The organism is Candidatus Kinetoplastibacterium galatii TCC219, assembly GCF_000340905.1.
GTDB lineage: Bacteria > Pseudomonadota > Gammaproteobacteria > Burkholderiales > Burkholderiaceae_B > Kinetoplastidibacterium > Kinetoplastidibacterium galati.
The window spans coordinates 801,546-822,140 of the sequence record NC_020284.1 but is presented as its reverse complement, the minus strand read 5'-3'; the positions used below and the strand labels follow the sequence as shown (position 1 = coordinate 822,140).

Here is a 20,595-nt window from a genome sequence, read left to right as displayed (position 1 = left end):
GATGTTATTTTGCAAACCAAGATAAATTTGTATTATAAAATATAAAAAACTAAGTAGTCAGATTATACGATATGTATACATAACATATAAACGACTTGATGAAATTAATTTCTTGGCCTAACATATCAACTTCCTGTTATGTAAGTTTGTTATAGCTTGTAAGCTATATCTGTAATCTATACATTAAATTATCTTTAATAAAATGTATTTTTACGACAAAACTACAAACACGGGCAATATTAGTGGTTACCATTTTTACTATGATACACTATACTCTTATTTTTGTTCTTTTAGTAGACTTCAAATGAAACGAACCTATCAACCTTCTGTCACACGCCGTAAGCGAACACATGGATTTCGCGTAAGGATGAAAACACGTTCTGGACGTGCTATTCTTAATGCTCGTAGAGCTAAAGGTAGAAAACGACTAGCTGTATAACTTTAAAATAATTAATAACATTGTTGAGAGTTGAAAATAAAAGAGCTAAGTTTCCAACTGAAGCTCGTTTACACAGCCATAGTGAATTTCAAGCTGTTCTTAATGGGAAAATTTTATCTCGCGGTATTTTTTTCTCTGTTAAGGCAGCTGATCCTGTGTGTGCTATAAAAAAATCTCAGTCTAACAGTCGCTTAGGATTAGTATTTTCTAAAAAATTTGCTCATAAAGCAGTAGTTAGAAATCTAATTAAAAGAATAATTCGCGAATCATTTCGAAAAAACAGGCATATTATGCCTATAAATGATTATGTGGTTCGTCTACATTCAAAAATCACAATAACATCATTAATAGAAATCAAAAAAATAGCCGCTATTGAAATCAATAATCATTTTTATAAAATCTCGAGATGCAAAACGTACTAATTACACTTATTAAACTTTATAAATATTTGATAAGCCCATTAATTGGAAAACAGTGCAGATTTAATCCATCATGTTCCACGTATGCTATAGATGCTATAAATAAATATGGAAATATTAAAGGAGTTTATCTAACTATTCTACGTATCTTAAGATGCAACCCATTCTTCAAAGGTGGGAATGACAAAATACCTTAAAAGTATTTATTCAGTTATAACAATTCCTTTTATTAAAAGATATCACTAAATATGGATATAAGACGAACTCTAATTTGGATTATTTTTTCTTGCTCTATTTTAGTTCTTTGGAACAATTGGCAAAATGAAAATTATATAAAAACAAACTCAAAAGCTTTATTATCTGAAACAAAAGATAATGATACTTCACAGAAACATGTTCCTTTGCTAAAAAACAGCAAAAAAGAAACGGTTAAATCTTACATTAGTTTTGCAAAAAAATTGATGGATGATACTGTTACAATCGAGACTGATGTTCTTAAACTTACATTTAGTAAAACAGGAGCTCAATTAATAAAAGCAGAATTGCTAAAATATACTGATAAGGATGAAAATAAACATAAAGTATTATTAGACATAAATGATGATTTTTTATATACGATACAATCAGGTTTATTAGGGCTAGAAAACATACCAAATCATAATAACAAGTTTGATATGTTTTCAAAAAAAACATCAGATCAAGGTATAGAAATAAGTTTTTCTTGTGAATCTGGAGGAATTCTGCTTACAAAAACCTTTATACTAAAAATGAATAGCTATGCTATAAAAGTTAATCATAAAGTAACTAATAAAAGTGATAAGTCGATAAATCCATATCTATATTTACAGATACTTAGAGACAATAGTGATCCATCAGATAGTTCGAGTTTTTATAAAACATTCAACGGGATAGCTTTATATTCAGAAAAAGAAAAATTCCAAAAAATATCTTTCAAAGATATTTCCAATAATAAAGCCAAATACATAAAAAAGTCTGATAATGGATGGGTAGCTATGGTGCAGCATTATTTTGCTACAGCTTGTATACCTTCCATCGACTCTAATAGAGCTAATGAAATTGTTGAAGTAGATAGTGATAATAAAATATTTGCAGTAAGAACTATAGAGTCTCTAGGACAAATAGAACCCGGTAGCAGTCATGAAAACTTATCTTTTTTATGGATAGGACCACAAGATCAGAAACAAATGTCGGAAGTGTCTAAAGGACTAGATTTAGTTGTGGATTACGGAATATTTACAATAATAGCCAAACCATTATTTAATTTAATGAATCTAATTTTCTCATTAACAAAAAATTGGGGATGGACAATAGTATTATTAACTATATTAATAAAAATAATTTTCTTTCCTTTAGCATCAAAAAGCTATAGATCAATGGCAAGATTAAAAAGAATATCTCCACGCATACAATTAATAAAAGAACAGTGCGGAAATGACACAAAGAAATTTAACTCATCAATAATAGACCTATATCGTAAAGAAAAAATTAATCCATTGGGAGGGTGTTTACCAATGATTATACAAATACCTGTCTTTATATCTTTATACTGGGTTCTTTTATCAAGCGTTGAAATGAGAGGAGCTTCTTGGATATTTTGGATCAAAGATCTATCTGCAACAGACCCATTTATGATTTTACCAATAATCATGATGCTCACAATGGTTATTCAAATAAAACTAAATCCATCACCACCTGATCCAGTACAGGCAAAAGTTATGATGATAATGCCTTTAGTGTTCGGAGGGATGATGTTTTTCTTCCCATCTGGCTTAGTATTATACTGGTGCGTTAATAATATTCTCTCAATAATACAACAATGGTTTATAACAAGAGAAACACATAGACCCTGATAACTAAAAATATAGGATAGAGCGAGAATTAATAAAAATAATTCTCGCTCTATTAATTGACAATCTCAATATAGTAGTCAAATAAAACATGTTAAAAGACTTACCAATCATAGCTATAGCTACTGCGCATGGATCAGCTGGAGTAGGGGTAATAAGAATTTCTGGAAAAGAATTATTACCACTGATGCTAAATCTATTCAAAAAAGAGCTTAAAGAAAGGATAGTGCATTATCTAAATCTAACGGATATAGATCAAGAAATTATTGACAAAGCAATAGTAATTTTTTTTAAATCACCTAGATCCTTTACCGGAGAAGACGTGCTTGAAATCCAATGTCACGGAGGAATGGTTGTTCAACATCAAATCATTGATACATGCATATTGAAAGGAAAAGATATTGGCCTTAGATTAGCAAATCCTGGAGAATTTACGAGAAGAGCATTCTTAAATGGAAAGATTGATTTAATACAAGCAGAGGCTATATCTGATTTGATTAATTCCTCCTCTATTGCAGCCGCAAGGAGTGCTATAAAAACCCTATCTGGTTCTTTGTCATCAATAATAAACGATATATCTAGTGAGATAATAAATCTCAGAGTTTTGATAGAAGCAAACTTGGACTTTCCAGAAGAAGATATTAGCAATCTTCAAAAAAAAGAGATAATTATTTCTTTGGAATCAATAAAAATAAAACTAATTAAATTAGTATCGAAAGTAAGTGATAGCCTTATACTAAAAAACGGGATAAATATAGTTTTAGCAGGACAACCTAATGTAGGAAAATCAAGCTTATTGAATGCATTGTCTGAAGAAGAGATAGCAATAGTTACTCCATTAGCTGGCACCACAAGAGATAAGGTTTCAAGTGCTATTTATATAAAAGGAATATTGGTAAATATTATAGATACTGCTGGAATAAGAAATAGTAATAATATAATAGAAAAAAAAGGAATAGAGAAATCTTGGGAGGCTATAAAGAATGCTGATATAGTATTGCATGTCATAGACTCAAATAAAAGAGATGAAGATACAGAATTATATATAAGTAAAAAAATTCCAGAACACACACACATTATAAAGATATATAATAAATCAGACATTATCGATAAAAAAAATGGAAATTATTGTGATGGAATCTTGGTTTCATCAAAAAACGGTAATGGGTTAGATTTGATAAAAAAAAGAAATACTAAAAAAATAACATCTAGTTCATCAAACGAAGATTCTTTTTCAACTAGAGAGAGACATTACTACGCTATAAAAGAAGCATTAGAGCATATAGAAGTAGCAATGTCTTACACACAAGAAAATTTTTTACTAGATATCTTAGCTGAAGAATTAAGACTATCTCACATTGAATTATGTAATATAACAGGACAATTTACTTCAGAGGATATGTTAGAGAAGATATTTTCTAGTTTTTGTATAGGTAAATAACTATTGTTAATAACATACGGAAAAATTATGAACAACTTGATAAAAAATATAAAACCATTTTTTTATCCAAAAAGTATTATGCAATAAAACACACTTATTACAAAAGTTATCAATATACATAACATATTGAATATTAAGGACAATAAAAGGTTATGCACAAAAAACCTTCTTTTTAATTATAATAATCATTAAAATAAACAACTAAATAATAAAAGGTAATTAATGAATCATCCTTTTAATTTTGACGTGATAGTGGTAGGAGGTGGACATGCTGGAACAGAAGCTGCTTTATCTTCTGCAAAATCTGGTTCTGTTACTTTACTAATAACTGGAAATCTGGATACTTTGGGACAAATGTCTTGTAATCCATCAATAGGAGGTGTTGGAAAAGGTCATCTAGTAAAAGAAATAGATGCTCTTGGTGGATCCATGGCTTTATCTGCAGATTATGCTGGCATTCATTTTAAGGTATTGAATTCATCGAAAGGTCCTGCTGTTAGATCTACTAGAGCTCAAATAGATAGATCTTTATATCGCCAAATAGTTAGGGAAAAATTAGAAAATCAAGATAATCTTTATATTGCTCAGGAAACAGTAAGTAGTCTTTTAATAAAAAATAATAATGTAGTAGGCGTTAAAACTAGTCTTGGAATAAGTGTGAAAGCCAAATCTGTTGTATTAACAACAGGTACATTTCTCAATGGTATTATCCATATTGGTGAAAATAGTTTCTCAGGAGGTAGATCGGGGGATCAGGCTGTAATTTCCCTGGCCGATAATTTAAAGGATCTTGGACTTCCGCAAGGCAGGTTAAAAACAGGAACTCCTCCTCGAATAGATGGTAGAACGATCGATTTCGATATGCTTCAGATTCAGCAAGGAGATTGTCCTACACCAGTATTCTCTTTTATCGGTTATAGGGAAATGCATCCTAAACAGCTACCATGTTGGATTACAAGAACTAACTCTATATCTCACGAAATAGTTAGAAATGCATTTTCTAGATCTCCTTTATACAACGGATCAATTGAATCTAAGGGTCCAAGATATTGTCCATCTATAGAGGACAAGATTACTAGATTCTCTGATAAGGATTCTCATCAGGTTTTTTTAGAGCCAGAGGGTTTGCATACCAATGAGTTTTATCCTAACGGCATATCTACAAGCTTACCTTTTGATGTTCAGGTAAATTTGATTCGTTCTCTCAATGGTTTGCATAATGCACATATATTGAGATATGGTTATGCAATTGAATATGATTATTTTGATCCTAAGTTTTTAAAATCCACATTAGAGACAAGAAATATAAATGGTTTATATTTTGCAGGTCAAATTAATGGCACTACAGGTTATGAGGAAGCAGCAGCACAAGGTTTATTAGCAGGTTTAAACGCTTCGAGGCGATGTTTAGATTTGGACCAATGGTCTCCTCGCAGGAGTGATTCGTATATTGGAGTGATGATTGACGATTTAATAACAAGAGGTACTACTGAGCCGTATAGGATGTTTACATCACGTGCAGAGTATCGTTTAACTCTAAGAGAAGATAATGCTGACTTGAGGCTTACTGATATTGGCAGAAACTTAGGAATAGTCGATGATAATCGATGGGATCTTTTCAACAGAAAACGCGATTTGTTAAATAAAGAACTGCAAAGATTAAAAGATACATCGTTGAATTTTAAATTCCTAATAAAATATTACAGCGATGATAAGTTAGGTAAAAATCTTGATAAAGATTTAAGTGTTTTTGATATATTAAAAAGACCAAATATCAAATACAAAGATCTTATGTCTATAAAAGATCCAGATTGTTATTTATTAGGACCAGGTGTTTCTTACGATGATGTTTTATCTGATCAGATTGATATTCACATAAAATATTCTGGGTATATTTCTAAACAGTCAGATGAAATAAGGAAAATATCTGATAATGATTCCTACACTATACCTGACACTATTGATTATCTTTCCATGACCAATTTATCAATTGAAGTTAGACAAAAGCTGAATGATTATAGACCAGAAACGATAGGTCAAGCTAGTAGAATACCAGGTGTTACACCAGCATCCTTATCTGTTCTATTTGTTCATATTAAAAGATTGAAGAGTTCGAATGGATCTATATAGAAATAATTTTTCAGATGAAGTCTTATCTGATGCTTGTTCTGCTATTAATATTAAAATATCTGATGATCAAAAAATATTATTGAGTAATTATTTGTCTATGATGCAAAAATGGAATAAATATTCCAACATAACATCTATAAAAGATTATAAGTGTATGCTGACGTATCACATCGTGGATAGCCTTTCTGTTATCCCTTTATTGGATTCTTTGCTTAAAAAAAATATAACGATTTGTGATGTTGGTTCTGGAGCAGGTCTTCCAGGAATTGTTTTGGCAATAATGAGACCAAATTGGAGGGTTATTTGTGTAGACTCTGTTTTTAAAAAGACATCTTTCCTTAGGCATGTTTGCAGTACTAGTTTGTTATCCAATATTTTAATCCATCATGCCAGGATAGAAAATCTTAATCCTATAGAATGCGATGTTGCTATATCAAGAGCTTTTTCTTCCTTGTCTAAATTTGTAGAATTTTCAGGTTTTCATGTTAAAAAAGATGGTTTTTTATGTTCAATGAAAGGAATAATTCCAAAAAAAGAAATTGATGACCTATCTCTTATTAGTAGTTGGGGCATCATTAGTATAGAGAAGCTTAATGTTCCTGGAGTTAGCTCTGAACGTTGTTTAGTAATTATGAAAAGATTAGATAATCAGAAAATTTAGACCCTAAATTTTAAGTTAATCAAATTAAATTTGATTTTGTAATCTATTTATATGTTGTATAATTACCCATCAATTTATTGCTATCTCTTATTAAACTGTTATTTTTGTAACTATAATTTGACTTTTCTAAAGAAACTCTTCACAATTTCAGGTACTGTATAGGAGGGGTGCCCGAGTGGTTAAAGGGGGCAGACTGTAAATCTGTTGGCCTTGCGCCTACGTTGGTTCGAATCCAACCTCCTCCACCATGTTTATGTCGATATGGTTACCTATGAATCTTTAAATATCTATTTTTAGATTATTGTTGGTGAATGCGCGAATCTGTGCGGGTGTAGCTCAATGGTAGAGCAGAAGCCTTCCAAGCTTACGATGAGGGTTCGATTCCCTTCACCCGCTCCATAATGCCCATGTGGCTCAGTGGTAGAGCACTCCCTTGGTAAGGGAGAGGTCACGCGTTCGATCCGCGTCATGGGCACCAATATAATTTTTGGTACTTAACTTCACTTTGATTTTGGGGTTGTATATGGCGAAAGGCAAGTTTGAACGTAGCAAGCCGCACGTAAATGTAGGTACGATTGGTCACGTTGATCATGGTAAAACAACTTTAACTGCTGCTATTACTACGGTTTTAGCTACTAAATTTGGTGGAGAAGCACGAGCTTATGCTCAGATTGATGCTGCTCCAGAAGAGAAAGCTAGGGGTATTACTATAAATACCGCTCATGTTGAATATGAGACATCAGCACGTCACTATGCCCATGTTGACTGTCCTGGGCATGCTGACTATGTTAAGAATATGATAACTGGTGCGGCACAGATGGATGGTGCGATATTAGTGGTTTCTGCTGCTGATGGCCCAATGCCACAGACTAGAGAGCATATATTGTTATCTCGTCAGGTTGGTGTGCCTTACATTGTTGTTTTTCTAAACAAGGCAGATATGGTTGATGATGAAGAGCTCTTGGAACTTGTTGAAATGGAAGTTCGAGAACTATTATCAAAATATGATTTTCCTGGTGATGATACTCCTATAATAAAAGGTTCTGCTAAATTAGCCTTGGAAGGTGATAAGGGTGAGCTTGGAGAACAAGCAATTTTAGCTCTAGCAGATGCTTTAGATACCTACATACCAACACCAGAGAGAGCAGTTGATGGTGCGTTTTTATTGCCTGTTGAGGATGTGTTCTCAATATCTGGACGTGGAACAGTTGTTACTGGTCGTGTAGAACGTGGAGTGGTAAAAGTAGGAGAGGAAATAGAGATTATAGGTATTAAGCCTACAGTCAAGACTATATGTACTGGTGTTGAAATGTTTCGCAAGATGCTTGATCAAGGTCAGGCAGGTGATAATGTAGGTATTTTGCTTCGAGGTACTAAGAGGGAAGATGTAGAGAGAGGTCAGGTATTAGCTAAACCAGGATCTATTACTCCACATACAGAATTTACTGCTGAAGTATATGTGTTATCTAAAGAAGAAGGTGGTAGACATACTCCATTTTTTAAGGGATATCGCCCACAATTCTATTTTAGAACTACAGATGTAACAGGAACTATTGAGTTGCCAGAAGATAAGGAGATGGTATTGCCAGGTGATAATGTTGCCATGACAGTAAGATTATTATCACCTATAGCAATGGAAGAAGGTTTGCGTTTTGCTATCCGTGAAGGTGGTAGAACTGTTGGTGCTGGTGTAGTATCCAAAATTATTGCTTGAAAATATAAATAAGATAGGATCTTTCTGGAAAGTTAAAGCATGTTTTCTAGGTGTATGAACTATTTTATCTATTTGGATATAGGGGTATAGCTCAATTGGCAGAGCGTCGGTCTCCAAAACCGAAGGTTGTGGGTTCAATTCCTACTGCCCCTGCCATTATATAATGTCCTTTTGAAGTTAAAAAATGTCTATTTCGAACGCAGATAATTATTTTAGTTATTTTGATAAAGTTAAATTTTTCTTAGCATTATTGTTGTTTTTTCTGGGTTTGATTTCGTTTTTTGGTTTTCAGAAAAATCTATGGCTTTTAGAGCAATTTGTTTTTCTGTTTTCTCTTGCTTATCTTTTATATTGTTTATTTTTTAATAAGATAAGTAGAAGTTTTTTTTCGTTCTGTAAAGAATCTTTCTTTGAGGTAAAGAGAGTTAGCTGGCCAGATCGTAAATCAGCGGTAAGAATGACTGGTACTGTATGTGTTTTTGCGGTTCTAATAAGTGTTTTTATTTGTTTGATTGATAAAATTATAGATTTTTTCTTTATGGTGTTTTATTAGGCTGGAGATAAGAGCATTTAATGGATAATAAGCAATGGTATGTTGTTCATGTTTCTTCTGGTATGGAGAAAAATGTTTTAAAAACGATAAATGATAGAATTAATCAATCTGGTTTGAGTTCGTTTTTTGGTAAAATCCTGATCCCTTCAGAAGAAGTTATTGATATAAAAAATGGACAAAAATCTATTACTGAACGTCGTATTTTTCCAGGATATGTTCTTATAGAAATGGAATTGACTGACGAGACATGGCATTTAATAAAAAGCACTAATAGAGTGACCGGTTTTTTAGGTGGTTCTGGCAATAAACCTACTCCTCTTTATAAAGGTGAAGTAGAGAAAATATTGTCCCAAATTGAAGAAGGTTTTGATAAGCCTCGTCCTAAGATATTGTTTGAGGTTGGTGAGGTTGTTAGGGTAAAAGATGGTCCTTTTGCAGATTTTAATGGTAATGTTGAAGAAATAAATTACGAAAAAAATAAAATTAGAGTTTCTGTTACTATATTTGGCAGGTCAACTCCAATAGAATTGGATTTTGGACAAGTCGAAAAAATTTAATTGCTTGTCTTGTTTTTTACGGGGAGCTTTTTAAGCGTTACTACCCTTTGGGAGAATTTTGTGGCAAAAAAAATTATTGGTTTTATTAAACTTCAAGTACCTGCTGGGAAGGCCAATCCTTCTCCTCCAATAGGTCCTGCTTTAGGCCAGCGTGGTTTAAATATAATGGAGTTTTGCAAGTCTTTTAATGCAAAAACCCAAGGTTTGGAGCAGGGTCTACCGATTCCTGTTGTTATAACAGCTTTTGCTGACAAGAGTTTTACTTTCATCTTAAAAACTCCTCCAGCCTCTATTTTGATTAAGAAGGCAGCTGGAGTGCAGAAAGGATCTGCAAAGCCTCATGCAGATAAGGTTGGAACTTTGACTCGCGCCCAGGCTGAAGAAATTGCAAAGACAAAAGAGCCTGATTTGACTGCCTCTAATATGGATGCAGCTGTACGTACTATTGCCGGCAGTGCACGTAGTATGGGTATTAAGGTTGAAGGAGTTTAACAATGGCATCTTATAAACGTGCTGCAATAATTAATGGCAAGCTAGATCGTTCTAAATATTACCTCATAGAGGATGCCTTTTCTTTAATAAAAGAAACAGCTAATGCTAAATTTGATGAATCTGTTGATATAGCTATAAAACTTGGTATTGATCCTAAAAAATCTGACCAATTAGTACGTGGATCTGTAGTTTTACCAGAGGGTACCGGTAAAATTGTTCGTGTTGCTGTATTTGCTCAGGGTGAAAAAGCCGATTCCGCGAAACAGGCTGGTGCTGATCTGGTTGGGTTAGAAGATCTTGCTGATTCGATTAAAGCTGGACAAATGAATTTTGATGTTGTTATTGCATCACCAGATACAATGAGAATTGTTGGTGCTTTAGGTCAAATTTTAGGCCCTAGGGGATTGATGCCTAATCCTAAAGTTGGTACTGTAACTGCTGATGTTGCTGAGGCTGTTAGAAAGGTTAAAGCTGGTCAGGTACAATTTCGTACAGACAAGTCTGGAATAATACATTCAGCTATAGGTCGCGCTTCTTTTTCTGTTCAGCAGTTATATTCAAACTTAGTTGCTTTGATGAACGCATTGCAAAAAAATAGGCCTTCTACCGCAAAAGGTATTTATTTACGTAAGTTGTCCATTTCTTCGACTATGGGAATAGGAGTTAAAGTGGATATTGCTTCGGTAAATTATGATTTGTTTAAATAAAGTGCTTTGGGCGCTATGTCTTCTTAAATAAGACATTTCTGTCAAAGATCGTTGGAGCAAAAATTGCTTAATATTGTTGTAATTCCAACGTAGACGGCGTTCTGAGAGATTCTTCTTTTTTGATGAACTCAGTTAGACGCCGATTCCGGGTGACGTGATAGATTATTTAATTTATCTTAAACGTTTTTTTATGGAGTATCCGTGAGTCTTAATCGTCAAGAAAAAGCGATAGTTATTGAAGAGATAACCGCAAAAATAGGTGATGCACAGTCAATAGTTGTTGCTGAATATCGTGGTCTTGATGTCGCTTCTGTTTATCTGTTACGTAAATCTGCTCGTGATGCTGGTGTTTATTTGAAGGTTTTAAAAAATTCACTTGCTCGTAGGGTTATTGCAGATTCAAAATTTAAGTCTTTATCAGATAAACTAGTAGGCCCATTAATTTACTGTATTAGTTCTGATCCTGTAGCTGCTGCTAAGGTTTTGGCTAGCTTTGCAAAGAATAATGATAAGTTAGTCATTAAAGCTGGTGCTTTATCAAGCAGTTTATTGGATTATAATGACATTATAGAATTAGCTATTATTCCTTCACGTGAAGAGTTAATAGCTAGATTAATGGCAACAATGCAAGCACCAGTTGCTAAATTTGTGCGTACTATTAACGAGGTTCCTACATCTTTTGTCAGAGTGCTATCTGCTCTTCATGATCAAAAGAATTTATCTTCTTAATATTTTGCTCATTCAATAGCGAGACAATTTTGTCTAGCTTATAATTTTGGAGTTCGTTAAATGTCTTTAAATAAAAATGAAATTTTAGAAGCTGTTGCTAATATGACAGTACTAGATCTTTCCGAGCTTATTAAAGCTATGGAAGAAAAATTTGGTGTTTCTGCTGCTGCAGCTGCTGTTGCTGTTGCTGCTCCAGCTGGTAACAGTGCTGCTGCAGTTGAAGAGCAAACAGAATTTAATGTTATGCTCTTAGAAGCAGGTGCTAACAAGGTTAGTGTTATTAAAGCTGTTCGTGAATTAACAGGTTTAGGGTTAAAAGAAGCAAAAGATTTGGTTGATGGAGCACCTAAAGCTGTTAAAGAAGGTGTTTCTAAGTCTGATGCTGAAAGCATCAAGAAGAAGCTTGATGATGCCGGCGCAAAATCTGAAATAAAATAATTAGCTTTAGTGCTACCCGGAGTTGGTATGAACTATCTCCGGGTTTTTGCGTTTCCAGGAGATTTTTGTTTCTAAGAATTTCCTGGAAACGTGTTAACCTAGAACCGTGGTGGACGGTTCATGCAACTTCGAGTCGGAGTGTTCATGCCTTATTCGTATACCGAAAAAAAGCGTATTCGTAAAAGTTTTGCTAAGCGTGAAGATGTACAAAAAATCCCATGCCTTCTTGCTACTCAATTGAAATCTTATCAATCATTTTTGCAAGCTGGTATTGATCCATCTATGCGGTCTGTTGATGGTTTACAAGCAGCTTTTTTGTCAATTTTCCCTATAGTTAGTCATAATGGATCAGCTTTCCTAGAGTTTGTTAGTTATTCTCTCGGTGACCCTGTGTTTGACGTAAAGGAATGCCAGCAGCGTGGTTTATCATACGCATCTCCTTTGAGAGCTAAATTACGTTTAGTTCTAATTGATAAGGATTCAAATAAATCTAATATTAAGGAAGTTAAAGAGCAAGAAGTTTATATGGGCGAGATTCCTCTTATGACTTCTGCTGGGTCTTTCATTATTAATGGCACAGAGAGGGTTGTAGTTTCTCAGTTGCATAGATCACCTGGAGTGTTTTTTGAACATGATAAAGGTAAAACTCATAGTTCTGGAAAATTGTTATTTTCAGCCAGAATCATACCTTATCGTGGATCATGGTTAGATTTCGAGTTTGATCCTAAGGATATATTATTTTTTAGAATAGATCGTAGAAGAAAGATGCCTGTAACCATTTTGTTAAAGGCAATTGGCTTCTCGGATGAGTTTATACTTTCATATTTCTTTGATTTTGATCTATTTGAGTTAAATAGTAATGGCGCTGTTTTAGAATTTGTCCCTGATAGGTGGAAGGGTGAGGTTTCTAGTTTTGACATTGCTGACAAAGAAGGGAATATTATAGTAGAAAAGGATAAGAGGATTAGCTCCAGGAGCATAAGATTAATCTCTCAATCTAATATAAATAAGATTAACGTATCAGATGATTTTTTGCTTGGCCGAATTATTGCAGAGAATATTATTGATTCTGAAACTGGTGAGATTTTAATTCGCGCTAATGAAGAAATTTCAGAGCAAACTTTGGAAATTTTAAGAAATTCTTGTGTAAAAAATATTAGGACCTTATATACAAATGATTTAGATAGGGGTGCTTATATTTCTCAAACTCTTAGAATAGATGAAACTGTAGATCAGATGTCTGCTAGAATAGCAATATATCGCATGATGAGACCGGGTGAACCTCCCACAGAAGAAGCTGTTGAGTCTTTGTTCGATCGATTATTTTTCAGTGATACTACCTATGATTTATCACGTGTAGGAAGAATGAAGATAAATAGTAGGTTAGGTCGTGAAGATTTGGTTGACAAAACTATACTAACTGGTGAGGATATACTTGACATAATAAAATTATTGGTTAATTTACGTAATGGGCATGGAAATATAGATGATATAGACCATCTTGGAAATCGTAGGGTTAGGTGTGTAGGAGAGTTGACTGAAAATCAATTTAGATCTGGTTTAGTTAGAGTTGAAAGGGCTGTTAAAGAGAGACTAGGCCAGGCAGAAGTAGACAATTTAATGCCTCATGACTTGATAAATTCAAAACCAATCTCTGCTGCCATAAAAGAATTTTTTGGTTCTAGTCAGTTATCTCAGTTTATGGATCAGACTAATCCTTTATCTGAGGTTACACACAAGCGTCGTGTTTCTGCACTGGGACCTGGTGGTTTAACAAGAGATAGAGCTGGATTTGAGGTTCGCGATGTTCATCCAACCCATTACGGCAGGGTTTGTCCAATAGAAACCCCAGAAGGTCCTAATATCGGTCTTATAAATTCTATGTCTTTATATGCCCGTTTAAATGAATATGGTTTCTTGGAAACTCCATATAGAAAAGTCATAAATGGTAAAGTTAGTGATCAAATTGATTATCTATCAGCTATAGAAGAGAGTAATTACGTTATCGCTCAAGCAAATGCTGAGCTAGATAATAACGGTGTTTTTATAGATGAGCTTGTTGCATGTAGAGAATCTGGAGAAACTCTACTAACATCTCCAAATAATGTTCATTATATGGATGTAGCTCCTTCCCAAATAGTATCTGTTGCTGCTTCATTAATACCTTTCTTAGAGCATGATGATGCCAATCGGGCACTTATGGGCGCGAATATGCAAAGGCAAGCTGTTCCTTGTTTGCGTCCAGAAAAACCTATTGTTGGCACTGGTCTAGAGCGCATAGTTGCTGTTGATTCAGGAACAACTGTTCAAGCGCTAAGAGGTGGGGTGGTTGATTACGTTGATGCTGAGCGTATAGTTATCAGAGTAAATGATGTAGAGAACATAGCTGGAGAAGTCGGTGTTGACATATATAATCTTATTAAATATACACGATCGAATCAGAATACAAATATAAATCAACGTCCAATAGTAAGACTTGGTGATAATGTTGCAAAAGGTGATGTTTTAGCTGATGGTGCCTCAACGGATCTTGGGGAATTAGCTTTAGGACAGAATATGCTAATTGCTTTCATGCCATGGAATGGTTACAACTTTGAAGATTCTATTCTTATTTCAGAAAAAGTTGTTTCTGATGATAGATATACCTCTGTTCATATAGAAGAATTAACTATTGTTGCCAGAGATACCAAGTTAGGACCAGAAGATATTACTAGGGATATTAGTAACCTTTCTGAGACTCAATTAAATAGATTAGATGATTCTGGTATTATCTGCATAGGTGCTGAGGTAGGACCTGATGACGTTTTAGTTGGTAAGGTTACCCCAAAAGGGGAAACACAATTAACTCCAGAAGAGAAATTACTTAGAGCAATATTTGGAGAGAAAGCCTCTGATGTAAAGGATACTTCTCTAAGAGTACCGTCTGGTATGAGTGGTACTATAATAGATGTTAGAGTTTTTACACGAGAAGGTGTTGTAAGGGATAATCGAGCTCAGTCTATTATTGATGATGATCTTAAAAAGTATCGTCAAGATTTAAATGATCGTTTACGTATAGTTGAAAAGGATCAGTTTGATAGGATTGAAAAAATACTACTGGGTAGTATGGCTAATGGAGGTCCTTCTAAATTATTAAAAGGGTCATTGATTACTAAAGATTATCTTCGTTCTATTGATCATTGGCACTGGTTTGATATACGTCTTGAGTCAGAAGAGTTGGCTAATATCTTAGAGCAAGCAAAATACTCTCTTGAGCAGGAGCGGAAGCAGTTTGACTCATTGTTTGAGGAAAAAAGGAAAAAATTAACACAAGGAGACGAGTTGCCTCCTGGTGTATTGAAGATGGTAAAAGTATATCTAGCTGTAAAACGTAGGTTGCAACCAGGTGATAAAATGGCTGGTAGACACGGCAATAAGGGTGTTGTTTCTAGAATAGTTCCTGTCGAGGATATGCCTTATATGGCTGATGGAACACCAGTTGATATTGTTTTGAACCCTTTGGGTGTTCCTTCTAGGATGAATGTTGGTCAAGTTTTAGAAGTTCATTTAGGATGGGCTGCTAAAGGAATAGGAGCTCGTATTAGTGATGCTCTCAACTCTGAATTAAAACAACAAGTTTTAAAAATTAGAGAATATCTAAGCAAAATTTATGAATCTAATACTATTTCTGTAGATAATTTGACAGACAAAGAAGTTTTAGAGTTGGCTAATAATTTAAGATCAGGTTTACCTGTCGCAACTCCAGTTTTTGATGGTGTTAATGAAAGAGAGATTCAGGAGCTGCTAAACACAGCCTATCCAGATGATATTGCCGATGAAATGCAATTGACTAAATCTCGAGCACAGTCTTGGTTGTTTGATGGTAGAACAGGAGAGAAGTTTGAACGGCCTGTTACTGTAGGGTATATGTATTATTTAAAATTACACCATTTGGTTGATGATAAAATGCATGCAAGATCGATTGGTCCATATTCGTTGGTTACTCAGCAACCTTTAGGTGGTAAAGCACAATTTGGTGGTCAGCGCTTCGGTGAAATGGAGGTTTGGGCTTTGGAAGCTTATGGTGCTGCTTATACATTGCAGGAAATGTTAACTGTAAAATCTGATGATATTTCTGGGAGGACCAAGGTTTACGAAAGTATAGTTAAGGGAGATCATTTAATTGATGCTGGAATGCCTGAGTCATTTAATGTTCTTGTTAAAGAAATTCGTTCTTTAGGTTTGGATATAGATTTGGAGCGTAACTAATGAAAGCTCTTATTGATCTTTTTAAACAGGTTTCCCAGGATGAGCAATTTGATTCTATTAAGGTCAGTCTTGCTTCACCAGAGAAGATTCGTTCTTGGTCATACGGAGAAGTTCGTAAACCAGAAACTATAAATTATCGTACTTTTAAGCCGGAAAGAGATGGCTTATTCTGCTCAAAGATATTTGGTCCTATAAAGGATTATGAATGTTTATGTGGTAAATATAAGCGCCTAAAACATAGGGGTGTTATTTGTGAGAAGTGTGGTGTTGAAGTAACTGCATCAAAAGTTCGCAGAGAAAGAATGGGCCACATAGAACTTGCTAGCCCAGTTGCTCATATTTGGTTTCTAAAGAGTCTGCCATCTAGATTAGGTATAGTATTGGACATGACGTTACGTGATATAGAGAGAGTTCTATATTTTGAAGCTTGGTGTGTTATTGATGCAGGCATGACTCCTTTAAAACGTTGTCAGATTATGACTGATGATGATTTTTTGTCAAAAACAGAAGAATATGGTGATGAGTTTAAGGCTTTAATGGGAGCCGAGGCTGTGCGCGAATTGTTGCGCACTATGGATATTAGTCGAGAAATTGAAACTCTTAGAAGTGAAATTAAAAATACTACTTCTGAGGCAAAAATAAAAAAAATATCTAAAAGACTAAAAGTTATGGAAGGATTCCATAGATCTGAAATAAAAGCGGAATGGATGATCATGGAGGTGTTGCCTGTATTGCCACCTGATTTAAGGCCATTAGTTCCTTTAGATGGTGGACGTTTTGCAACTTCCGACTTAAATGATTTATATCGTCGTGTTATAAACCGTAACAATCGTTTGAAAAGATTAATAGAGTTAAAAGCGCCAGAGATTATTCTTAGAAATGAAAAGAGAATGCTTCAAGAGGCAGTTGATTCTTTGCTTGATAATGGTCGTAGAGGTAAAGCAATGACTGGTGTTAATAAACGTCAGTTGAAATCTTTAGCGGATATGATTAAAGGTAAGGGTGGTAGGTTCCGCCAGAATCTATTAGGAAAGAGAGTCGATTATTCAGGACGTTCTGTTATAGTGGTTGGTCCTCAGCTTAAATTACACCAATGTGGTATACCAAAACTAATGGCTTTGGAATTATTTAAACCATTTATATTCAACAAGCTTGAGATGATGGGGCTTGCTAATACAATTAAAGCTTCTAAAAAGATGGTTGATAGTCAAGATCCAGTAGTTTGGGATATATTAGAAGAAGTTATTAGAGAGCATCCAGTTATGTTGAATAGGGCGCCAACATTACACAGATTAGGGATTCAAGCTTTTGAGCCGGTCCTCATTGAAGGAAAAGCAATACAGTTACATCCATTGGTATGTGCAGCTTTTAATGCTGATTTTGATGGAGATCAGATGGCTGTCCATGTTCCTTTATCTCTGGAGGCGCAACTTGAGGCACGTACTCTTATGTTGTCTTCTAATAATATATTGTTCCCTGCTAATGGTGAACCATCTATAGTTCCCTCTCAGGATATAGTATTGGGTTTGTATTATGCTACTCGTGAACGTATAAATGGTTTAGGCGAGCACATGTGTTTTTCTGATGTTTCAGAAGTTCAGAGAGCTTATCATAATAATGAGGTTGAGTTACAAAGTCGTGTTTCAGTTCGAATTACTGAATATGAGCGTAATAATGAAGATGATTTTTGTCCAGTTGTTCATCGCTATGAAACCACTGTTGGTAGAGCATTGCTATCAGAAACATTGCCTAAGGGTTTATCTTTCTCTGTTTTAAATAAGGCATTGAAAAAGAAGGAAATTTCTCGTTTAATAAATTATTCTTTTAGGCGTTGTGGTTTAAGGGCTACTGTAATTTTTGCTGATAGACTTATGCAAGCAGGATTTTCTCTGGCAACTAGAGCAGGCATATCTATTGCTATGGAAGATATGTTAATTCCAAAAGCAAAGGCAGATATTCTTGCAGAGGCAAATAAAGAAGTTAAAGAGATAGATAAGCAATATTCATCAGGACTAGTTACATCTCAGGAAAGATATAATAATGTTGTAGATATATGGGGAAAAGCTAGTGATAAAGTAGGCAAGGCCATGATGGAATATATAGCCACTGAACCTGTATTAGATAGAAATGGGAATAGTACGAGTCAGGAATCATTTAATTCTATTTATATGATGGCTGATTCTGGTGCTAGAGGATCTGCTGCTCAAATACGTCAATTGGCTGGTATGAGAGGATTGATGGCAAAGCCTGACGGATCCATAATTGAGACACCTATTAGTGCTAACTTTCGAGAAGGATTGAATGTTTTACAATATTTTATTTCTACCCATGGTGCTCGTAAAGGTCTAGCTGATACTGCTTTAAAAACAGCTAATTCTGGGTACTTGACTCGTCGTTTAGTAGATGTTACTCAGGATTTAGTAATCACGGAATATGACTGTGGCACATCTCATGGCTATAGTATGAAGGCTCTTATTGAGGGTGGTGAGGTAATAGAATCCTTGCATGATAGAATACTAGGACGTGTTACGGCGTCTGATATTGTCAATCCCGATACTAGAGATATTGTTATTCCTGTTGGTACTTTATTAGATGAAAGTTTGGTAGAAAAAATAGATTCTCTAGGTATAGATGAGGTTCGAATCAGAACACCTTTAACTTGTGAGACAAGACGCGGTTTATGTGCTTCTTGTTATGGTAGAGATTTAGGCAGAGGTACTTCTGTTGATATAGGAGAAGCTGTTGGTGTTATAGCAGCCCAGTCTATTGGAGAGCCAGGTACTCAGTTGACTATGAGAACTTTCCATATAGGCGGTGCAGCTTCTCGATCAGCTCTTGCTAGTTTTGTAGAAACAAAATCAAATGGTGTTGTTGGTTTTATGGGGACCATGAGATACGTAACTAATCCGAAGGGTGAACGTATAGCAATTTCTCGTTCAGGAGAATTGGCAGTTTTTGATGAAAATTCTCGAGAACGTGAAAGGCATAAAATACCATATGGTGCCATTTTGTTAGTTGGAGATGGTGAAAATATTAAAGCTGGAATGAGATTGTCATCATGGGATCCTTTAACTAGGCCTATAGTATCAGAGTATTCAGGAGTGGTTAAATTCGAGAATATAGAAGAAGGTGTCACTGTAGCCAAGCAAGTAGATGAATTAACAGGTTTATCTACTTTAGTCGTGATCACTCCTAAAACTCGCGGTAATAAGATTATGATGCGTCCGCAAATCAAGCTTACTAATGATTCTGGAGATGATGTCAAGATAGCTGGTACAGATCATTCTGTGAGCATAGCTTTTCCAATTGGAGCTCTTATTACTGTTCGTGATGGTCAATCTGTATCAATAGGAGAGATACTGGCAAGAATACCACAAGAATCACAAAAGATACGTGATATAACTGGAGGCTTACCTCGTGTTGCTGAATTGTTTGAAGCTAGATCTCCGAAAGATTCTGGTATGCTTGCTGAGGTTACAGGAACAGTTTCATTTGGAAAAGAAACAAAAGGAAAACAAAGACTTGTTATTACCGATCTTGATGGTATATCTCACGAATTTTTAATTTCTAAAGAGAAACAAATATTGGTACATGATGGGCAGGTAGTAAATAAGGGCGAAATTATAGTAGATGGCCCGGCTGATCCTCATGATATATTGAGGTTACAGGGTGTAGAAAGCCTTGTATCTTATATAGTAAATGAAGTCCAAGATGTCTATCGTCTCCAAGGTGTAAAAATAAATGATAAGCATATAGAAGTAATTGTCCGTCAAATGTTGCGTAGAGTAGTTATCTCTAGCCCAGGAGATACTAAATTCATTCCTGGAGAGCAAGTAGAACGATCAGAGCTATTAAATGAGAATGATCGTGTTAATTCTCGAGGAGAGATGCAAGCAACTTACGATAATATTTTATTAGGGATCACAAAAGCTTCTCTATCTACAGATTCTTTTATATCAGCAGCATCCTTTCAAGAGACTACTCGTGTTTTAACAGAAGCTGCGATTATGGGTAAGCGTGATGACTTAAGAGGTCTTAAGGAAAATGTTATTGTCGGTCGTTTAATTCCAGCAGGTACTGGTTTATCTTGCCATAATGCTCGTAAGGCTAAGATCAGTCATTCTGATGAGTCAGATAAATCCTTGTCTAGAAGAGATCCTATTGATCCTTTCGAAAATGCTGTTTTTTAATGATTTGCA

16 protein-coding genes and 4 tRNA genes are annotated in these 20,595 nt (G+C 34.8%); all 20 read left to right on the top strand.

Going from position 1 to position 20,595, the window contains the following annotated elements; translation table 11 throughout:
• Nucleotides 1-304 precede the first annotated feature (304 nt).
• The 20 genes from rpmH (at nucleotide 305) to rpoC (ending at nucleotide 20,586) form a co-directional block, all read left to right on the top strand.
• Nucleotides 305-439 (top strand): 50S ribosomal protein L34, encoded by a 135-nt coding sequence (gene rpmH, locus ST1E_RS03930; protein ID WP_015389936.1) that lies wholly within the window; start codon nucleotides 305-307, stop codon nucleotides 437-439.
• 23 nt (nucleotides 440-462) lie between these two features.
• On the top strand, nucleotides 463-861 hold the full coding sequence (gene rnpA, locus ST1E_RS03880) for a ribonuclease P protein component (protein ID WP_015389935.1): 399 nt from the start codon (nucleotides 463-465) through the stop codon (nucleotides 859-861).
• Nucleotides 846-1,055 (top strand): membrane protein insertion efficiency factor YidD, encoded by a 210-nt coding sequence (gene yidD, locus ST1E_RS03925; RefSeq protein ID WP_015389934.1) that lies wholly within the window; start codon nucleotides 846-848, stop codon nucleotides 1,053-1,055. Before rnpA ends, yidD begins: the two co-directional genes overlap by 16 nt.
• 51 nt (nucleotides 1,056-1,106) lie before the next feature.
• On the top strand, nucleotides 1,107-2,729 hold the full coding sequence (yidC, locus tag ST1E_RS03875; RefSeq protein ID WP_015389933.1) for a membrane protein insertase YidC: 1,623 nt from the start codon (nucleotides 1,107-1,109) through the stop codon (nucleotides 2,727-2,729).
• An 88-nt stretch (nucleotides 2,730-2,817) separates the two neighbouring features.
• The gene (gene mnmE, locus ST1E_RS03870; RefSeq protein WP_015389932.1) at nucleotides 2,818-4,167 is read left to right on the top strand and encodes a tRNA uridine-5-carboxymethylaminomethyl(34) synthesis GTPase MnmE; all 1,350 of its coding nucleotides are present in this window, start codon (nucleotides 2,818-2,820) and stop codon (nucleotides 4,165-4,167) included.
• 222 nt (nucleotides 4,168-4,389) lie between these two features.
• Complete coding sequence (gene mnmG, locus ST1E_RS03865; protein ID WP_015389931.1) at nucleotides 4,390-6,297, top strand: tRNA uridine-5-carboxymethylaminomethyl(34) synthesis enzyme MnmG; 1,908 nt, start codon at nucleotides 4,390-4,392, stop codon at nucleotides 6,295-6,297.
• The gene (gene rsmG, locus ST1E_RS03860) at nucleotides 6,284-6,958 is read left to right on the top strand and encodes a 16S rRNA (guanine(527)-N(7))-methyltransferase RsmG (protein WP_015389930.1); all 675 of its coding nucleotides are present in this window, start codon (nucleotides 6,284-6,286) and stop codon (nucleotides 6,956-6,958) included. Before mnmG ends, rsmG begins: the two co-directional genes overlap by 14 nt.
• A gap of 161 nt (nucleotides 6,959-7,119) precedes the next feature.
• Nucleotides 7,120-7,206: transfer RNA gene (locus tag ST1E_RS03855), tRNA-Tyr, on the top strand.
• Nucleotides 7,207-7,283: 77 nt separating this feature from the next.
• Nucleotides 7,284-7,357: transfer RNA gene (locus tag ST1E_RS03850), tRNA-Gly, on the top strand.
• Between the two features lie 4 nt (nucleotides 7,358-7,361).
• Nucleotides 7,362-7,436: transfer RNA gene (locus ST1E_RS03845), tRNA-Thr, on the top strand.
• A 45-nt stretch (nucleotides 7,437-7,481) separates the two neighbouring features.
• Nucleotides 7,482-8,672 carry an elongation factor Tu gene (gene tuf, locus ST1E_RS03840; protein ID WP_015389929.1) on the top strand — a complete coding sequence of 397 codons (1,191 nt, stop codon included), beginning with the start codon at nucleotides 7,482-7,484 and terminating at the stop codon, nucleotides 8,670-8,672.
• 80 nt (nucleotides 8,673-8,752) lie between these two features.
• Nucleotides 8,753-8,828 (top strand) — tRNA-Trp (locus ST1E_RS03835).
• A gap of 28 nt (nucleotides 8,829-8,856) precedes the next feature.
• Entirely contained in the window at nucleotides 8,857-9,225 is a 369-nt protein-coding gene (gene secE, locus ST1E_RS03830; RefSeq protein ID WP_015389928.1) for a preprotein translocase subunit SecE, read from the top strand.
• 20 nt (nucleotides 9,226-9,245) lie between these two features.
• The gene (nusG, locus tag ST1E_RS03825) at nucleotides 9,246-9,782 is read left to right on the top strand and encodes a transcription termination/antitermination protein NusG (protein WP_015389927.1); all 537 of its coding nucleotides are present in this window, start codon (nucleotides 9,246-9,248) and stop codon (nucleotides 9,780-9,782) included.
• A gap of 60 nt (nucleotides 9,783-9,842) precedes the next feature.
• Nucleotides 9,843-10,274, top strand: a complete 432-nt coding sequence (gene rplK, locus ST1E_RS03820) for a 50S ribosomal protein L11 (RefSeq protein WP_015389926.1) — start codon at nucleotides 9,843-9,845, stop codon at nucleotides 10,272-10,274.
• Nucleotides 10,275-10,276: 2 nt separating this feature from the next.
• The gene (rplA, locus tag ST1E_RS03815) at nucleotides 10,277-10,981 is read left to right on the top strand and encodes a 50S ribosomal protein L1 (RefSeq protein ID WP_015389925.1); all 705 of its coding nucleotides are present in this window, start codon (nucleotides 10,277-10,279) and stop codon (nucleotides 10,979-10,981) included.
• Between the two features lie 201 nt (nucleotides 10,982-11,182).
• Nucleotides 11,183-11,710 (top strand): 50S ribosomal protein L10, encoded by a 528-nt coding sequence (rplJ, locus tag ST1E_RS03810; protein ID WP_015389924.1) that lies wholly within the window; start codon nucleotides 11,183-11,185, stop codon nucleotides 11,708-11,710.
• 60 nt (nucleotides 11,711-11,770) lie between these two features.
• Nucleotides 11,771-12,148 (top strand): 50S ribosomal protein L7/L12, encoded by a 378-nt coding sequence (rplL, locus tag ST1E_RS03805; RefSeq protein WP_015389923.1) that lies wholly within the window; start codon nucleotides 11,771-11,773, stop codon nucleotides 12,146-12,148.
• Between the two features lie 144 nt (nucleotides 12,149-12,292).
• Nucleotides 12,293-16,396 carry a DNA-directed RNA polymerase subunit beta gene (rpoB, locus tag ST1E_RS03800; RefSeq protein ID WP_041185991.1) on the top strand — a complete coding sequence of 1,368 codons (4,104 nt, stop codon included), beginning with the start codon at nucleotides 12,293-12,295 and terminating at the stop codon, nucleotides 16,394-16,396.
• Nucleotides 16,396-20,586 carry a DNA-directed RNA polymerase subunit beta' gene (gene rpoC / locus ST1E_RS03795; protein ID WP_015389921.1) on the top strand — a complete coding sequence of 1,397 codons (4,191 nt, stop codon included), beginning with the start codon at nucleotides 16,396-16,398 and terminating at the stop codon, nucleotides 20,584-20,586. The genes rpoB and rpoC overlap by 1 nt, the downstream gene beginning before the upstream one ends.
• Nucleotides 20,587-20,595 lie beyond the last annotated feature (9 nt).